Annotated in this window: 10 protein-coding genes; all 10 read right to left on the bottom strand. The window is 58.6% G+C overall.

Annotated features, from left to right (window positions below; all coding sequences use genetic code 11):
• Positions 1-2 precede the first annotated feature (2 nt).
• The 10 genes from ABY734_RS08805 to ABY734_RS08760 all read right to left on the bottom strand — a co-directional run bounded on the left by ABY734_RS08805 (position 3) and on the right by ABY734_RS08760 (position 15496).
• Positions 3-1847, bottom strand: coding sequence for a 2-oxoacid:acceptor oxidoreductase subunit alpha (locus ABY734_RS08805; protein ID WP_372778617.1), 1845 nt, complete (start codon positions 1845-1847; stop codon positions 3-5).
• 9 nt (positions 1848-1856) lie between these two features.
• Complete coding sequence (locus ABY734_RS08800) at positions 1857-3632, bottom strand: FAD-dependent oxidoreductase (protein WP_372778616.1); 1776 nt, start codon at positions 3630-3632, stop codon at positions 1857-1859.
• A 237-nt stretch (positions 3633-3869) separates the two neighbouring features.
• Positions 3870-4472: a transglycosylase SLT domain-containing protein gene (locus tag ABY734_RS08795; protein WP_372778615.1), complete on the bottom strand. Its 603-nt coding sequence runs from the start codon at positions 4470-4472 to the stop codon at positions 3870-3872.
• A complete protein-coding gene (gene ligA, locus ABY734_RS08790) occupies positions 4469-6493 on the bottom strand; it encodes an NAD-dependent DNA ligase LigA (RefSeq protein WP_372778614.1) in 2025 nt (674 codons plus the stop codon). The genes ABY734_RS08795 and ligA overlap by 4 nt, the downstream gene beginning before the upstream one ends.
• Positions 6494-6520: 27 nt before the next feature.
• Entirely contained in the window at positions 6521-7537 is a 1017-nt protein-coding gene (gene zipA, locus ABY734_RS08785) for a cell division protein ZipA (protein ID WP_372778613.1), read from the bottom strand.
• 126 nt (positions 7538-7663) lie between these two features.
• On the bottom strand, positions 7664-11155 hold the full coding sequence (gene smc, locus ABY734_RS08780; RefSeq protein ID WP_372778612.1) for a chromosome segregation protein SMC: 3492 nt from the start codon (positions 11153-11155) through the stop codon (positions 7664-7666).
• 194 nt (positions 11156-11349) lie between these two features.
• Entirely contained in the window at positions 11350-12537 is a 1188-nt protein-coding gene (ccmI, locus tag ABY734_RS08775) for a c-type cytochrome biogenesis protein CcmI (RefSeq protein WP_372778610.1), read from the bottom strand.
• Positions 12530-12994 carry a cytochrome c-type biogenesis protein gene (locus tag ABY734_RS08770; protein ID WP_372778609.1) on the bottom strand — a complete coding sequence of 155 codons (465 nt, stop codon included), beginning with the start codon at positions 12992-12994 and terminating at the stop codon, positions 12530-12532. Before ABY734_RS08770 ends, ccmI begins: the two co-directional genes overlap by 8 nt.
• Positions 12994-13551, bottom strand: coding sequence for a DsbE family thiol:disulfide interchange protein (locus ABY734_RS08765; RefSeq protein WP_372778608.1), 558 nt, complete (start codon positions 13549-13551; stop codon positions 12994-12996). Before ABY734_RS08765 ends, ABY734_RS08770 begins: the two co-directional genes overlap by 1 nt.
• Before the next feature lies 1 nt (position 13552).
• The gene (locus tag ABY734_RS08760) at positions 13553-15496 is read right to left on the bottom strand and encodes a heme lyase CcmF/NrfE family subunit (protein ID WP_372778607.1); all 1944 of its coding nucleotides are present in this window, start codon (positions 15494-15496) and stop codon (positions 13553-13555) included.
• Positions 15497-15500 lie beyond the last annotated feature (4 nt).

Genomic DNA, 15500 nt, shown 5'->3' with positions numbered 1-15500 from the left:
TATTACTCCTTGCTACCGGCTTTTTTGTGCAACGGGGTGACGTTGTCACCACGCACAACGGCATTGATACGCTCGCGAATCTTGCGTGCGGTGATCGGCATGCCGTCGTAGTTCAGAATCGAGATCAGATCCTTGGGCGATACTTCGCACTCGTTAACCAGCAGCGTTTTCATCTGCGCATCGCGGTTCTGCTCAATAACAAATACGGTGTCGTGATTTTCGATAAAGTCTTCAACATCCTTGTTAAAGGGAAACGCCCTGACACGCAGGCTGTCGACCTTGATGCCCTCTTCCGCCAGATAATCGATGGCTTCCATGGTGGAGTCGGCGCTGGTGCCAAAATGAATCACACCCACCGCGTTACCACTGCCTATCTGCTCCGGCGCGGGTACTGCGTCTTTCGCTGTTTCCCATTTTTTCAGCAGGCGCTGCATATTCCTTTCATATTCGGAACCGTCTTCGGTATACACCGCATACTCATCGCGCGAGGTACCGCGGGTAAAGAAAGCGCCTTTGGTCGGGTGGGTTCCGGGATAGGTACGATAAGGGATGCCGTCGCCGTCCACATCCAGGTAGCGACCAAAGCGCTCACCCATGTTTTCCAGCTGTTCTTCGCTGAGCACCTTGCCGCGCTTGTACTGGCGACCGTCTTCCCAGCTCAAGGGCTCCGACATATTGTCATTCATGCCCAGATCCAGATCGGTGAGCATAATCACCGGCGTCTGTAGGGTTTCGGCGAGATCGAAAGCTTCCGCAGTCATGTCAAAACACTCTTTCGGTGTCGACGGGAACAGCAGCACCTGCTTTGTATCACCGTGAGAGGCGTAGGCACAGGCCAGCACATCCGACTGCTGTGTTCGGGTCGGCATGCCAGTTGATGGGCCGGCCCGCTGCACGTCGATCAGCACGGTGGGGATCTCTGCAAAATAGGCCAGCCCGAGAAACTCGCTCATCAGGGAAATGCCCGGACCGCTGGTAGCGGTAAAGGCACGCGCCCCGTTCCAGCTTGCGCCGATAACCATGCCGATGGCCGCCAGTTCGTCTTCTGCCTGCACAATGGCGTAGTTTTTATCGCCACTGCCCGGATCAATCCGCAGACGCTTGCAGTACTTGTCAAAACCATCGACCACCGACGTTGAGGGCGTAATCGGGTACCAGGCCGCCACCGTGGCACCGCCGTAAATGGCACCCAGCGAGGCAGCGGTATTGCCATCGATCAGGATCTTGTCGCCCACCGCATCGCGGCGCTCCACGCGAATACCAATAGGGCACTCGTAGTTTTCGCGGGCATAGTGATAACCCAGCTCCAGGGCATGCACATTAGGTACAACCAGTTTCTCCTTGCCGCGAAACTGATCGGAGACAATACCGGTCAGAACGTCGAATTCGATATCGAGCAGCGCTGCCAGAGCTCCTACATAGATGATATTGCGAAACAGCTGGCGCTGCCTCGGGTCGGCGTACTCACGAGTACAGATGTCGGTCAGCGGCACGCCGATGATGTTAATGTCATTGCGCACCATGCGCAGGTCCATCGGCTTGCTCGAGTCATAGAGGAAGTAACCACCGGACTCTACCTCACGAATATCTTTCGCCATGCTCTGCGGGTTAACGCAGACCATGATATCCACACCGCCGCGGCGACCCAGGTAGCCCTTGTCGCTGACCCGCACTTCAAACCAGGTCGGCAGCCCCTGAATATTGGAAGGGAAGATGTTTTTGGGGCTGACTGGCAGGCCCATACGGAACAGGGCCTTGGCAAACATGTTGTTAGCGCTGGCCGAACCGGTACCGTTGACGTTTGCGAATTTGATAACGAAATCGTTGACTGCTTGAATTCTATTCATTGATCTGCCCTATTGCCCCGCCTTGGTCACGGAGTAGTAAAACTTCTGCATATCCCAGGCCGCGGTTGGGCAGCGCTCGGCGCACAATCCACAGTGCAGGCAGACATTCTCATCCTTGATCATCGCCCGCCCGGTTGGCAGCGCTTCTGATACATAGATGTCCTGCGCCAGATTGCTGGCAGGCATTTTCAACTTCTGACGGATCTCTTCTTCTTCGCCATCGTTGACTTCAAAGGTCAGACAATCGGTCGGACAGATGTCGATACAGGCATCGCACTCGATGCAGCGGTCTTCAGCAAACACCGTCTGCACATCGCAGTTCAGACAGCGCTGCGCCTCACGCAGCGCTGTTTCGGCGTCAAAGCCCAGCTCAACTTCGAGCTTGCGATCGGACAGGGTGCGCTTCAACTCGGCTTGAGGAACGACATAGCGCTTGTCGTCTTCAACCGCGTTGTCGTAACTCCACTCGTGAATACCCATTTTCTGGCTGACCAGGGTAACGCCGGGCGCCGGGCGCGTATCCACGCTCTCGCCGCGACAGAACAGATCAATCGAGATCGCGGCCTGATGGCCGTGCGCCACGGCGGTAATCACATTCTCGGGGCCGAATGCAGCGTCGCCACCGAAAAAGACTTTCGGGTTGGTGGACTGGAAAGTCACTTCGTTGACAACCGGCATATCCCATTTGCCAAACTCGACCCCAACATCCCGCTCAATCCAGGGGAAGGCGTTCTCCTGCCCGATGGCCATCAGCACATCATCGCACTCGATGATGACCGGCTCTTCGCCGGTCGGCACGAGCGAGCGCTTGCCCTTGTCGTCGTACTGGGCTTCTACCTTTTCAAATTTGACGCCCACCAGCTTGCCGTCTTCCACCAGAAATTCCTGGGGCACGTGGTTGTCTAGAATCGGAATGCCCTCGTGCATGGCATCTTCTTTTTCCCAGGGCGAGGCTTTCATATCAGCGAAGGGGCTGCGGACCACAACCTTCACATCCTCGCCACCCAAGCGACGTGCGGTGCGGCAGCAGTCCATAGCGGTATTCCCGCCGCCCATCACGACGACCCGTTTACCCACGGAAGACACATGACCAAAGGCGACGCTGGACAGCCAGTCAATACCAATATGGATATTGGCACCCGCCTCTTCACGGCCCGGCAAATCCAGGTCGCGGCCACGAGGCGCGCCGGTGCCGACGAAAACCGCGTCGTAATCTTTATCCAGAATGCTTTTCAGGCTGTCGACGTAGGTGTTGAACTGGGTCAGCACGCCCATATCGAGGATCATGTTGACCTCTTCGTTCAGCACCTCTTCCGGCAAACGGAAGGCCGGAATCTGGCTGCGCATGAAACCGCCACCCGCAGGCTGGTCATCGTAGAGATCGATGCTGTAACCCAGGGGCATCAGATCGCGCGCCACTGTCAGGGAGGCAGGGCCACCACCCAGCAAAGCCACTTTCTTGCCGTTCTTTTCCTTGGGAATCTTAGGCAGAAGCTCAGCGATATTGGATTTGTTGTCAGCCGCTACCCGCTTCAGGCGACAGATCGCCACCGGCTCTTCTTCGATGCGCCCCCGCCGACAGGCTGGCTCACAGGGCCGGTCACAGGTTCGACCGAGCACGCCGGGAAACACATTGGATTCCCAGTTGATCATGTAGGCCTCGGTGTAGCGCTGAGCAGCAATCAGGCGGATATATTCGGGAACGGGAGTGTGGGCCGGGCAGGCGTACTGGCAATCGACCACCTTGTGGAAGTATTCCGGGTCTTTAACGTCTGTGGGTTTCAAAGCTCTTTCCGTCGTGTATTTAAGGATTTACACCACCGACTGCTGGGGCTTACACGCCCACGCAACCGATAAAACAGAAAGATTACATCATACTGATAGTCAAAATTCAGCAAATAAATGTGCTGATCTACCGGAAAATTCCGAAATAAATCATTGGTATAACGAAACAGCCGATCTGTAGAAAAACAACACAAAGGTGCCGCAGATGAAAAATTCCTTCATAGGCGCCTGACGGAGTCAGAACCAGCCAAAAAACCAGCCGCCCCGCTCCAGCTCCTCCCGACACCCTGCCAGCTGGCGGGTATAGTTCTGGGAGCGTGCCGACACCTTGTGTGCCACCCGCTTGAGCCAGGCTTTATTGCTGAAAGTACGGCGATTAAAGCCACCATGGCCCTCGTGATAAGCGAGGTAGAGGTGATAGGTGTCGGCAGGATTGATCTTGCACATTTTTGCCGACTGTTTGTTGTACCAGCCGATGAAGTCGATGGCGTCGCCAAAATCGTCTCGATCAGCGCCCCAACGCCCGGCCTTGTCCCGGTACCAGTCCCAAGTAGCGTCCTTAGCCTGGGGGAAGCCGTAGGCATCGGAAATGCGCCCTGCAGGAATAACCCAGAGAAAATACTTACGCGGCGGTTTGGCCTTGGCGCGAAAACGCGACTCCTGATGCATAATTGCCATCATGGTGGGTATGGGTGAGCCCCAGCGTTCTGAGGCCTTCTGGGCATCGCCGTACCAGTCGTCTTTTTCCCGGAAGATCTCGCAGATATCATCGACATTGCTCGGCGGCGTGGCGCAACCAGTCAACAAGGCCAAAGCCAGCAGCGCCAGCCAGCGCGTCATGTCTCCCACTCCTCTAACCTGACCAGAAAGGCCGCTTCGTCGATAACCTCAACGCCGAGTTTCTCCGCCTTGGCGAGCTTTGAGCCGGCGCCGGGACCCGCGATCAGACACTGGGTTTTGGCCGAAACACTGCCCGCCACCTTGGCGCCCAGCGCTTGCAACCGAGCTTTGGCCTGGTCGCGGGTCATGGCCTCCAGCGTGCCGGTTACCACCCAGGTCTGCCCCGCCAAAGGTAGCTCCTCGACGCTCTTTACCTCAATCGTGGGCCAGTGCACGCCGGCCGCTCGCAGTGCGCTGATCACGCCCCGGTTGTGGTCTTCTGCAAAGAAGTTTGCGATATGCGAGGCGACGATCGGACCTACATCAGGCACCTCAACCAATGCCGCCTCATCGGCAGCCATGATTTGTTCAAGGTCTCCGAAGTACTGAGCGAGATTGAGTGCGGTGGCCTCCCCGACTTCCCGTATCCCCAGCGCGTAGATAAACGCCGGCAAGCTTGTAGCTTTGCTTTTCTCCAGAGCATCGATCAGGTTTTGCGCCGACTTCTGCCCCATGCGCTCTAGCCCCGCCAGAGTGTCGAGATCGAGTGTATAAAGATCACCCGGGTGCTCGACCAACTCTTTTTCGACCAGCGCATCCACCAGCTTGTCGCCGAGGCCTTCAATATCCATCGCCTTGCGCGAGGCGAAATGTTTGATCGCCTGACTGCGCTGGGCGCCGCAAACCAGTCCGCCGGTGCAGCGGGTCACGGCTTCGCCTTCAACCCGCTCAGCTTCGCTGCCGCAAACCGGACAGGTGCTCGGCATTTCGATTAAACGGGCATTCTCTGGCCGGCGCTCAACTACAACCTGCACAACCTGCGGAATCACATCGCCGGCGCGGCGCACAATAACCGTGTCGCCGATGCGCGCGTCGAGCCGCTGAATTTCATCATAGTTATGCAGGGTCGCATTGCTGACGGTGACACCGCCCACAAATACCGGCTCCAGCCGCGCAACCGGAGTAATAGCTCCTGTGCGACCGACCTGAAATTCGACATCCCGCAAAACGGTAATTTCTTCCTGCGCCGGAAATTTATGGGCTATCGCCCAGCGCGGCGCCCGCGACACAAAACCGAGTTTGCGCTGCAGATTGATATCATCGATTTTGAAAACAATACCGTCGATATCGTAGGGCAACTGGTCGCGCTTACCGAGCAGATACTCGTAGTACTCCAGACAACCCTCTGCACCGTCGACAGTCCGCAATTCTGCGCTGACCCGAAAGCCCCATTCAGACAAGGCTTTCAGATTTTCACTGTGATGGTTGAAAGGGCTTTTGTCATCGCGCAGGGCAACGCTGTACACACCCAGCTCCAGCGGACGGCTGGCGGTGATTTTGCTGTCCAGCTGACGCAGGCTGCCGGCAGCGGCATTGCGTGGGTTCACAAAAACCTTTTCGCCCTTTTCTCGGGCGGCTTCATTCATTTTCTCAAAACCGGCTCTGGGCATGTAGATTTCGCCGCGCACTTCTAGCTCGTCTGGCCACCCTTTGCCGCGCAGCTTCAACGGTACAGAGGCGATGGTTTTAACATTGCTGGTGATATTTTCACCGCGCTTGCCATCGCCGCGCGTGGCGGCGCGCACCAGCACGCCGTTTTCGTAGAGCAGGCTGACCGCGATGCCGTCGAGCTTCGGCTCACAGGCGAACACCAGTGGTTCATCACTGCCAAGACGGGAGTGGATACGCTGTTCGAAATCCCGCAAGCCCTGCTCGTCAAACACGTTGTCGAGCGAGAGCATGGGCACCACGTGTTCGACTTCTTCAAAGGCGCCCAGCACCTCACCGCCCACTCGCTGCGTGGGCGAATCCGGCGTTTTCAGTTCGGGATAGTCGGCCTCAATTGCGACCAGCTCCTGAAACAGGCGATCGTACTCCACGTCAGGAATCGAGGGAGCGTCGAGGACATAGTAGTTGTGATTGTGCTCGGTCAGTGCTGCGCGCAGGGCCTCGGCCCGGGCGCGCACATCGTTGTCAGTCATGTTGTATCTAATTATTCAGTGAGGGCGTCACACCAGCGTGAGCTGACGGCGCTCGAAATCGCGGATGCGCTGGCGCAAATGCTCCAATGTCTGTGTGGTGCACACGCTGTGCGCTTCATCGTGCAATTCGCCGCGCAGATTTTTGACCACAACCTGTGCCGTTTCCACCATGCAGTCGAAAGCTTTAATCGGGTCTTTGGGCCCCGGCAGGCTCATAAAGAAGCTGATGCCCGGGGTCGAAAAGTTTTCCATGGCATCCAGATCAAAGGTCCCGGGCGCCACCATATTCACTACACTGAACTGCTCCGCCCCTTCACCACCGGCCTCTTCATAACGATGAAAAATATTCATGCGGCCAAAGCGCACATCGCAGGCGAGCAGAATCTGCAGCAAGGGCGCACCCGCCAGCGAACCGCCTTCAGGTGCCACCACATGCAACACAATGATTTCTTCGGGAACGGTTTTTTCTGCCTTCTTCTCGTCAACCTTGCGCTTGTTTTCAGGCACATGCTTTTTCGAGACAGCGGGTTCAGTTTTAGGCCGGGATTTAAGTTCGGGATTCGACTCAGGTTCAGTCTTCGGAGCAGCCGCCCCGGCCTTTTCTGTCTTTGCGGTTTTTGCGACAGGCTCTGGGGATGACTCGGGTTCTGCGGGCGCCGTTTTCAGGTTTTCGGCGGTCGGTGTTTCGGCCAGCTCACCCAGCGACTGTTTAGCGGATGGTTTCTCCGCCGGCGCGGGATCGGCGATTGCCGGTTCAGAATCCACAGAATCCATCAACACCGGAACCGGGCCATCAGAATCAGCCCGCTCATCGCTGTCCTGCACCTCATAGCTGGGAACAGCCTTGGAACGCGAGACTACCCGCGCGCCACCACCAGGCAGTTCGGGGTTGTTCAGCTCCAGGTCTTCTTCATCGCGCTGCTTTGCCGACATGCGGAGCTTGTCGCTATAACCTGCGCGCACCCGGCGGTAGGCATCGAGCACAAAGCCCGCTGCAACCAGACCACCCAGGATGATCAACCAGTCTCTGACGTTCAGTTCCATCGACTCCCCGCGCTCCCCCCTAAGTGACTGAAAGTGTTATGACTGCCAGACGTATAACCAAGATTGCGATATTCTGGCACCGCTTGCGCTGACATGCCAGCTGACAATTTACCAGACCCGGTCGGCCTACATGGCCGCCATTTCGGCCGCCTCTTCCAGGTCCACGGAAACCAAGCGCGACACCCCGGGTTCGTGCATCGTCACACCCATCAGCTGCTCGGCCATTTCCATGGCGATCTTGTTGTGGGTGATAAAGATGAATTGCACCTGATCTGACATTTCCTGAACCATGCGCGCGTAGCGACCCACGTTGGCATCATCCAGCGGCGCATCCACCTCATCCAGCATACAGAACGGAGCCGGGTTCAGACGGAATATGGAAAAGACCAGCGCTATCGCCGTCAGCGCCTTTTCACCACCGGAGAGCAGGTGGATGGTGCTGTTTTTCTTGCCCGGTGGGCGCGCCATGATGGCAATACCGGTATCCAGCAGGTCGTCGCCAGTCATTTCCAGATAGGCACTGCCACCGCCAAAAACTTTAGGGAACAGTTCCTGCAGGCCAGTATTGACCTGGTCAAAGGTTTCCTTGAAGCGGTTGCGAGTCTCACGGTCGATGCGACGGATGGCAGCCTCCAGGGTCTCCAGCGCCTCAATCAAATCGTCATTCTGGGCATCGAGATAGCGCTTGCGCTCGGACTGAGACTGATACTCGTCGATGGCTGCCAGGTTAATGGCACCAAGGCGCTCAATCCGGCGGGCAACCTGTTCCAGCTGGCTCTGCCATTCGCTCTCGGTCGCCTCTTCAGGCAGGCCTTGCAACACCTCTTCCAGATCGTGTTGCCCTTCGGCCAGCTGCTCCTGCAGGGTGCGACGGCGCACCTGCAGCTCCTGGTTTTCGAGCCGGGCCTGTTCCAGCTTGCTCCGGGCAGTCTGCAGGCGGTTGTCCACCTCGGTGCGCTTGCGATCCAGCTCGCGCATGATGTGATCGACGCTGTCGACCTTGCGCCGGGCTTCCTGCAGCTCTTCCTCTACGGTGAGGCGCTGTTCCAGACGCTCCTCCAGTTCGAGGCGCATTTCTTCAATTGGATCACCGCTCTGCGCCAGGGCTTCCTTGATCTCTTCTCGGCGTTTTTCCAGCAAGGCCACCTGATCATTGGCCCGGGCAATAGCCTGAGCGACAGACTCAAGCTGAGCGTTCAAACTCTGGGAACGCATGGCCAGCTGATGCGCGTGATCTTTATCGTGACGGGCTTTCTGACGGGCTGAATCCAGGGTCGCGCGCAGCTCGTCGCGCTCGCGCATCAATTCCTCGCGACGCCCCGAATCCATTTCCATGGCTTCGATCGCTTCCGACAATACCGCCCGGGCTTCGCTCAGGGATTCCTGTTCCTGACGGTATTGAGCGCGTTGCTCTTCCAGATCGGTACGCAGGCGTTCCCGGCGGGTGTTAATCTGCTCAATACGGGCCTGTTGGGCGCTCAAGCGCGAATTCAGTTCACCGTGCTGGCGGCTGTGCTGCTGGATCTCGCGCTGCAACTGGTCACGCTGGGCTTCCATATCGCCAATGGCGTCGCGCTTGGCGTGCAGCTCCCGATCAATGTGTTGCAGGCGTTCCTCAAACTCGGCAATGCGTTCGCTCAGCTCCTGAAGTTCCTGCTGGCGTTTGATAACACCCTGTTCGTTGTCGTCCGGGCGCGCTACCCGCACCCAGTTCGGGCCAACCCAGACACCCTCTGGGGTAATCAGGGACTCACCGGCCTGAAGATCACTGCGCCGGGCCAGTGCCTCGCTGAGAGTGTCGGCGGTGAGCACGCTGCTCAATATTGACGCCAGTGCCTGGTTGCCGCGCAATTTGGCCGCCAGACTGTCAGTACGCGTCGGACCGGCGGCTCCATCTACCAGCGTCAGCTGACCTTTATTAAGCGCCGACAGCGACTCCGCCAGCTGATCTATCGCGCTGACCGTCACAGCCTGCAGCCGATCCCCCAGTACTGTTTCAACGGCCTGTTCCCAGCCACTTTCAACGTCCAGTTGTTCTGCAGCGCGTGGCGCGTCACCCAGATCATTGCCGGCCAGCCAGCTTTCAACCGACTCGCCCTGGCCCATGGCAGCCTGCTGCAGCGCCTCCAGTGAAGCGCGACGGCCTTTCATTGTCTGCAGCTCACTGCGCACAGTATTCTGTTCGTCGTTCAGACCCTGCAGGCTGTCGCGCGCCTCGGCGATATCGGGCAGCACCTTATCGAGCTGCTGCTGGCGCTCCTCACCCTGCATCTCCATCTCGGCCAGCTGCTCGCGAAGAACGTCCAATTCACCGTCGTCATCACTGGCGACGAGGCTTTCACCTTCGGCTTCGGTTTTCTGGATTTTGTCCTGCAACCGCTGCAGGGTCAGCTCCAGATGCTGGATGCGTGACTGCTGCACTTCCGCCTGTTGTCGCGGCGCGGCGGCGGTCTGGTTGAACTCGTCCCAGCGCTGCTGCCAGTCGCTGTGGGCTTCTTCCGCTTCGGTCAAGGCAGTCAGCGACTCTTCTTCCTGGGCCTGAGCCAACTCCAGTTCGGGGCTTACGCCTTCCAGCTCTTCCTGCCAGCGGCCGACTTTCTCGCTATCACTGGTCAGGTGAGACTTTGCTTCCTCATAGTCGCGGTTGACGCGGTCCAGATCGTCGGCCAGTTGCCGGCCGCGATCCTGCTGATGTTTGATGCTCTGCTCTATGCGACTGACTTCTGCGCCGAGACTGTAGTAGCGCCCCTGCACCTGATTCAGGGCATCATTGAGCTGGGTCAGGTTGTCGCGCTGCTTCTCGCTGTTGGTTTCAATCGACTGGCGCTCTGTGACCACCGACTCGACTTCCACTTCCAGATCGCGAATATGGGCGCCGCGCTGTTCGACCTTGTCGTTGATGCCGCGCCACTGCAGAGCCTGAAGCTGCGCTTTAAGTTGACGCTCTTCAGCCTTGAATTCTTTATACTTTTCTGCCGACTTTGCCTGACGCTCAAGGTGCTGAAGCTGACGCTCCATTTCGTCGCGCAGGTCGGTCAGGCGCTCCAGATTCTCACGAGTGCGACGCATCCGGTTTTCGGTTTCGCGGCGACGCTCCTTGTACTTGGAGATACCCGCAGCCTCTTCAATAAACACCCGCAGGTCTTCCGGCTTGGCCTCGATCAGCCGGGAAATCATGCCCTGCTCGATAATGGCATAGCTGCGCGGCCCCAGACCGGTGCCGAGAAAGATATCGGTGATGTCGCGACGACGGCATTTGGTGCCATTGAGGAAATACTCGGAGGTGCCTTCCCGCGTAACCTTGCGCTTGATAGCTATTTCGCTGAAGCTCGCGTACTCGCCGCCGAGCTTGCCTTCGCTGTTATCAAAAACCAGCTCGATGGAAGCTTGCCCCACCTCTTTGCGATTGACGGAGCCGTTAAAAATTACGTCCGTCATCGACTCGCCGCGCAGGTTCTTGGCCGAGCTCTCCCCCATCACCCAGCGCACCGCGTCGATGATATTGGACTTGCCACAGCCATTCGGCCCGACAACGGCCGCCAGATTACTGGGAAAAGAGACCGTGGTCGGATCGACAAAGGACTTGAAGCCCGCCAGCTTGATGCATTTCAAACGCATAGAATTGACTACCAGTAATTAGAGTATCTAATTGATTTTATTCTTTAAATAGCTTGAAACTGTCACAGGGCAGGAACCCGGAGCGGCCCTGTGCAAAGTTTGCGCTAGTTTAACGAGTATTGTCGGGAGGCTCTACGCCGGGGACGGTTTTTTTTCCCGCCCCCGCAGCTCGGCCCGCTGTGAAGTGGACGCTGTCAGGGAATGCGCGTATCCAGAACCAGTCGCACCGGTCCTTCGTGCTCGCGCCAGCGCAGCGCTCCAGATTCACCCTGCAGATCGCCGCTAGCCGGGGTGACCGCACCAGAGAGTGACAAACGGGCGGTGAGTTGAATTTGCTCGTGTTGGCTCAGGGAAATATCCGCACGCATGGCGTCGGCCGGGGTCAGTACCACGCGCTTGGGCCATTCGCCCGCCGGACTGCTGCGCACAACCGCCAGAGGCAGTGCGCCCCCATCTGCCGCTTTCGCAAAGACATAGAGCACCCCCTGCTGAGGAATGTTTGCCGGTGCTTCAACCACCACTTCGATACCGGACAGATCGCCGCTGGCCAGCGCGAGCTGCTTGGCCCGGGTCTGGGCCTGACGAATAATCTCGGCCTGTGGCGCCTGAGGATGCAGATTACTGAGCAAAGTGGACCAGTAACCAACCGCCGCCGCGTAATCCTCCCGCTCAAAGGCGTCCATGCCCAGCATGCCGAGGGCGGTGGTCTGATTCGGCTGCAGCGCAACCGCCCGCTCCATCAGCTCTCGCGCCTCGGGGCTGAGGCGGCGCTCTGCCTGCAGAAACAGGGCCTGGGCCAGCTGTGCCATGATGGCCGGGTTGTCCGGCGCCTGCGCCAAAAGCTCGCGATAACTGTCAACCGCCGTGTTGTAGTCGCCCTGCTCAATCGCCAGCTGGGCATACCAGTAGCGCAACTCGGGGTTATCCGGGCGAAAATGGAGGCTGGTTGCAATGGCCTCAGACAGTTCGGTGATATCTTCAGGAGAGAAACGGCGCTTTCCTTCCAGCGACTGCTGCAACTGCCGCACTTCCAGCTCAGGCCAGGCGCCCAGTTGTCGGTAAACCCCGAGACCGACAAGCAGAGACAACAACGCCAGCCCCGCCACGGTCGGCAAGCCCAAACCTTCCCGACGCGGCGCCTGTTCCGCTGCCGTGCTCTCCTCCAACAATTGCCGCTCGAGGTCGGTCTTCAGCTGCTGAAACAGGGCTTCATCAAGGGCCCCGCGCTCGCGCTCGGCATCCAGCTCCTGCAGGCGCTGGCGAAATACATCACTGCCGGCAACCGCCTGCGCCGAAGGTGAGGGGCTTACAGACAAGGCCCACCAGATCGCAGCGACAAAACCGGCGCCAAAGACGGCAACAAGGACGTATAATTCAGTCATCCCGCTTCTCCAGCACCGCCTTGAGCCTGGCCTGTTCGGCTTCACTCAGGCTTTCATTGTCATCACTGGGCTTTGCCACGCCGCGCGACAGTCGCCACCAGACTAAAGCACCAATCAGCACCAGCAGCAGCGGTCCCAACCACAGGGCAACGGTTTCCAGTGTCAGGCGCGGCCGATAGAGCACGAAATCCCCATAGCGGCTGTGCATAAAGGTCAGAATCTCCTGATCGCTTTTGCCATCTCGGATCAAACGGTAAACCTCCGCGCGCAAATCTTTTGCTATGGGCGCATCAGAGCCCGCCAGATTCTGATTCTGACACTTGGGACAGCGCAGCTCGTCAATCAGGGCATTGTAGCGGCGGCGCTCGGCATCGGACTCAAAGGGATAGGCCTCAACCACCGCCAGAGCAACCAGCGGTAGCAGACCAAAGCAGAGCACCAGTAACAGACGGGGCATCAGAGCGCCTCCTCTGCCGCAATCTGCTCCAACAGGGGCACAAAGTGGCGCTGCCAGATTTTTTCATCAAGCCCGCCCTGATAGCGCATGCGTACCCTGCCTGCGCTATCCACAACAAAGGTTTCCGGCGCGCCGGTCACACCGAGGTCCAGGCCCAGTTTACCGCTGGCGTCCACAATATTGACCGCGAAGGGGTTGCCTTTGGAGGCAAGCCATTGCCGGGCCTTGTCGGCATCATCCTTGTAATTTATGCCGTAGACCGCCACCTCGCCGCGCTCTGCCAGCGCAACCAGGAAAGGGTGTTCATAGAGGCAGGTTGGGCACCAGGTCGCCCAGACATTGACGATGCTGACTTTGCCCTTGAGCAGACTTTCATCCACCTCACGCTCGCCGAGCAAGGCAGGCAAGCGAAATGTTGGAAAGGGCTGACCGATCAGGGCCGAGGGCAATGCCTTTGGATCGTACTCCCCTTCACTGACTTCGGTTTCGACGGCAAAAAACAGGGCTGCCAGCAGCAGAAATACCAGCAGCGGAATAAACAGTTTCAAACGCCCCACATCAAACCTCCTCTCGCAAGCGCTGCAGACGGTAGCGTTTGTCGGTCACCGCCAGCAGCCCGCCCAGGGCAACCAGGGCGCCGCCGAGCCAGATCCAGCGAACCAGCGGTTTGTAGTGCACCCGCACCGCCCACGCCGCGTCACCCAGGGGCTCACCCAGCGCCACATACACATCCCGCAACAGGCCTGCATCGATGCCGGCCTCGGTCATCACCTGCTCTCCGCGCGCATGGTAGCGACGCTTTTCCGGCAGCAGACGCGCAATTTCGCGGCCCTCCGACCAGAGCCGGATATCACCCTGGGTACCCGCGTAGTTCGGCCCGGTGACCGGCGAGGTGCCGCGAAACTCCACCCGGTAGCTTCCCACCTCCAGAGAATCCCCCGCGGCCATGCGCAGGTCACGCTCAGAGGAATACAGGCTCACCACCGTAACGCCCATCACCGCCACGCCAAAACCCACGTGGGCCAGAATCATCCCGAGATAAGAGCGTTTTAATCGCTTGAAGCCTTTGCTCCAGCTTGCTGCGGTGCGCGTCTGTTGGATCACACTGCGCACACTGGCAAACACCAGCCACAAACCAAAGAACAGACCGAAGGCCGCCAGCCACTGCCACTCACCCCAAGCGAAGGGCAGCAACAGCGCGACCAGCAGAGCAAGCACCAAGGGCTCGCGTACCAGCGCTTTAAGACCTCGTGTTCGCTTCCACTGACTGAACATGCCAAAGCCGGTCAGTAGTGCCAGAGCGCAGGCGAGCGGCACAAACATGGCATTGAAATACGGCGGCCCCACCGAGTACTTGCCCAGCCCAAGGTAATCCATCACCAAGGGAAAAAGGGTCCCGAGCAAGACCACCAGTGCCGCGCAGACCAGCAGGATATTGTTAGCCAACAGCAGCGATTCCCGGGAGATCTTGGCAAAGGTCGGTCGAAACTCTGACTCCGGCGCCCGCAGGGCATAGAGTGTCAGCGAACCGCCGACCACCACCAACAAGAAGCCTAGGATATACAGCCCGCGCGTCGGGTCCGAGGCAAAGGAATGCACCGAGGTCAGCACACCCGAGCGCACCAGAAAGGTGCCGAGCAGACTCAGGGAAAAGGCAAAGATTGCCAGCAACAGGGTCCAGTTTTTAAAGGCGCCCCGCTTCTCCGTCACCGCCAGCGAATGTACCAGGGCTGTGCCCACCAACCAGGGCATGAACGAGGCATTCTCCACCGGATCCCAGAACCACCAGCCGCCCCAGCCAAGTTCGTAATAGGCCCACCAGCTGCCCAGGGTGATACCGGCGGTGAGGAAAGCCCAGGCGATATTGGTCCAGGGCCGCGCCCAGCGCGCCCAGCTCGCGTCCAGCCGCCCACGTACCAGCGCGGCGATGGCAAAGGCAAAAGCGACGGAAAAACCCACATAGCCGAAATACAGCATGGGCGGGTGAATCACCATACCCGGATCCTGCAGCAGAGGGTTCAGGTCCTGGCCATCTGCCGGGGTCGCAATCAGCTCGCGATCAAAGGGGTTGGAGGTAAACAGCATGAAGCTGATAAAGCCAACGGCAATCGCGCCCATGGTCGCCAGCACAACTGCCTTGACTGACAGGGGTATATGCTTTCCGGTCAGTGCAACCGCCGCAGTCCAGCCCGCCAGAATCAGTACCCAGAGCAGCAGCGACCCTTCGTGGCCGCCCCACAGGGCAGTAAATTTATAGTGTGTGGGCAATTGGGTGTTGGATTGCAGGGCCACGATAGCAACACTGAAATCATCCCCCAAAAAAGCCGCCGCCAGACAGGCAAAGGAGACGCTTACCAGAGCCATCTGGATCAGCGCCAGGCGATTGGCGCTGGCCAGCAGTGTCTGGTGACCGAGGGCGTAGCCCAACGCCGGCACGCCCGCCAGCAGCAGTGACGCACATAACGCAAGCACCAGCGCGAAGTGACCTATCTCAGGAATCAATGCA

It is taken from the genome of Litorivivens sp. (assembly GCF_041624475.1).
In the GTDB taxonomy this organism is placed as follows: domain Bacteria; phylum Pseudomonadota; class Gammaproteobacteria; order Pseudomonadales; family Spongiibacteraceae; genus Litorivivens.
Note: the sequence above shows the minus strand (reverse complement) of the source record. Positions and strands in the feature narration are given on the sequence as shown.

Excerpts from the sequence above, each read along its gene's own strand:
- ABY734_RS08805 (WP_372778617.1), bottom strand. The coding sequence starts at position 1,847 with ATGAATAGAATTCAAGCAGTCAACGATTTCGTTATCAAATTCGCAAAC.
- ABY734_RS08795 (WP_372778615.1), bottom strand. The coding sequence starts at position 4,472 with ATGACGCGCTGGCTGGCGCTGCTGGCTTTGGCCTTGTTGACTGGTTGC.
- ligA (WP_372778614.1), bottom strand. The coding sequence starts at position 6,493 with ATGACTGACAACGATGTGCGCGCCCGGGCCGAGGCCCTGCGCGCAGCA.
- zipA (WP_372778613.1), bottom strand. The coding sequence starts at position 7,537 with ATGGAACTGAACGTCAGAGACTGGTTGATCATCCTGGGTGGTCTGGTT.
- smc (WP_372778612.1), bottom strand. The coding sequence starts at position 11,155 with ATGCGTTTGAAATGCATCAAGCTGGCGGGCTTCAAGTCCTTTGTCGAT.
- ccmI (WP_372778610.1), bottom strand. The coding sequence starts at position 12,537 with ATGACTGAATTATACGTCCTTGTTGCCGTCTTTGGCGCCGGTTTTGTC.
- ABY734_RS08770 (WP_372778609.1), bottom strand. The coding sequence starts at position 12,994 with ATGCCCCGTCTGTTACTGGTGCTCTGCTTTGGTCTGCTACCGCTGGTT.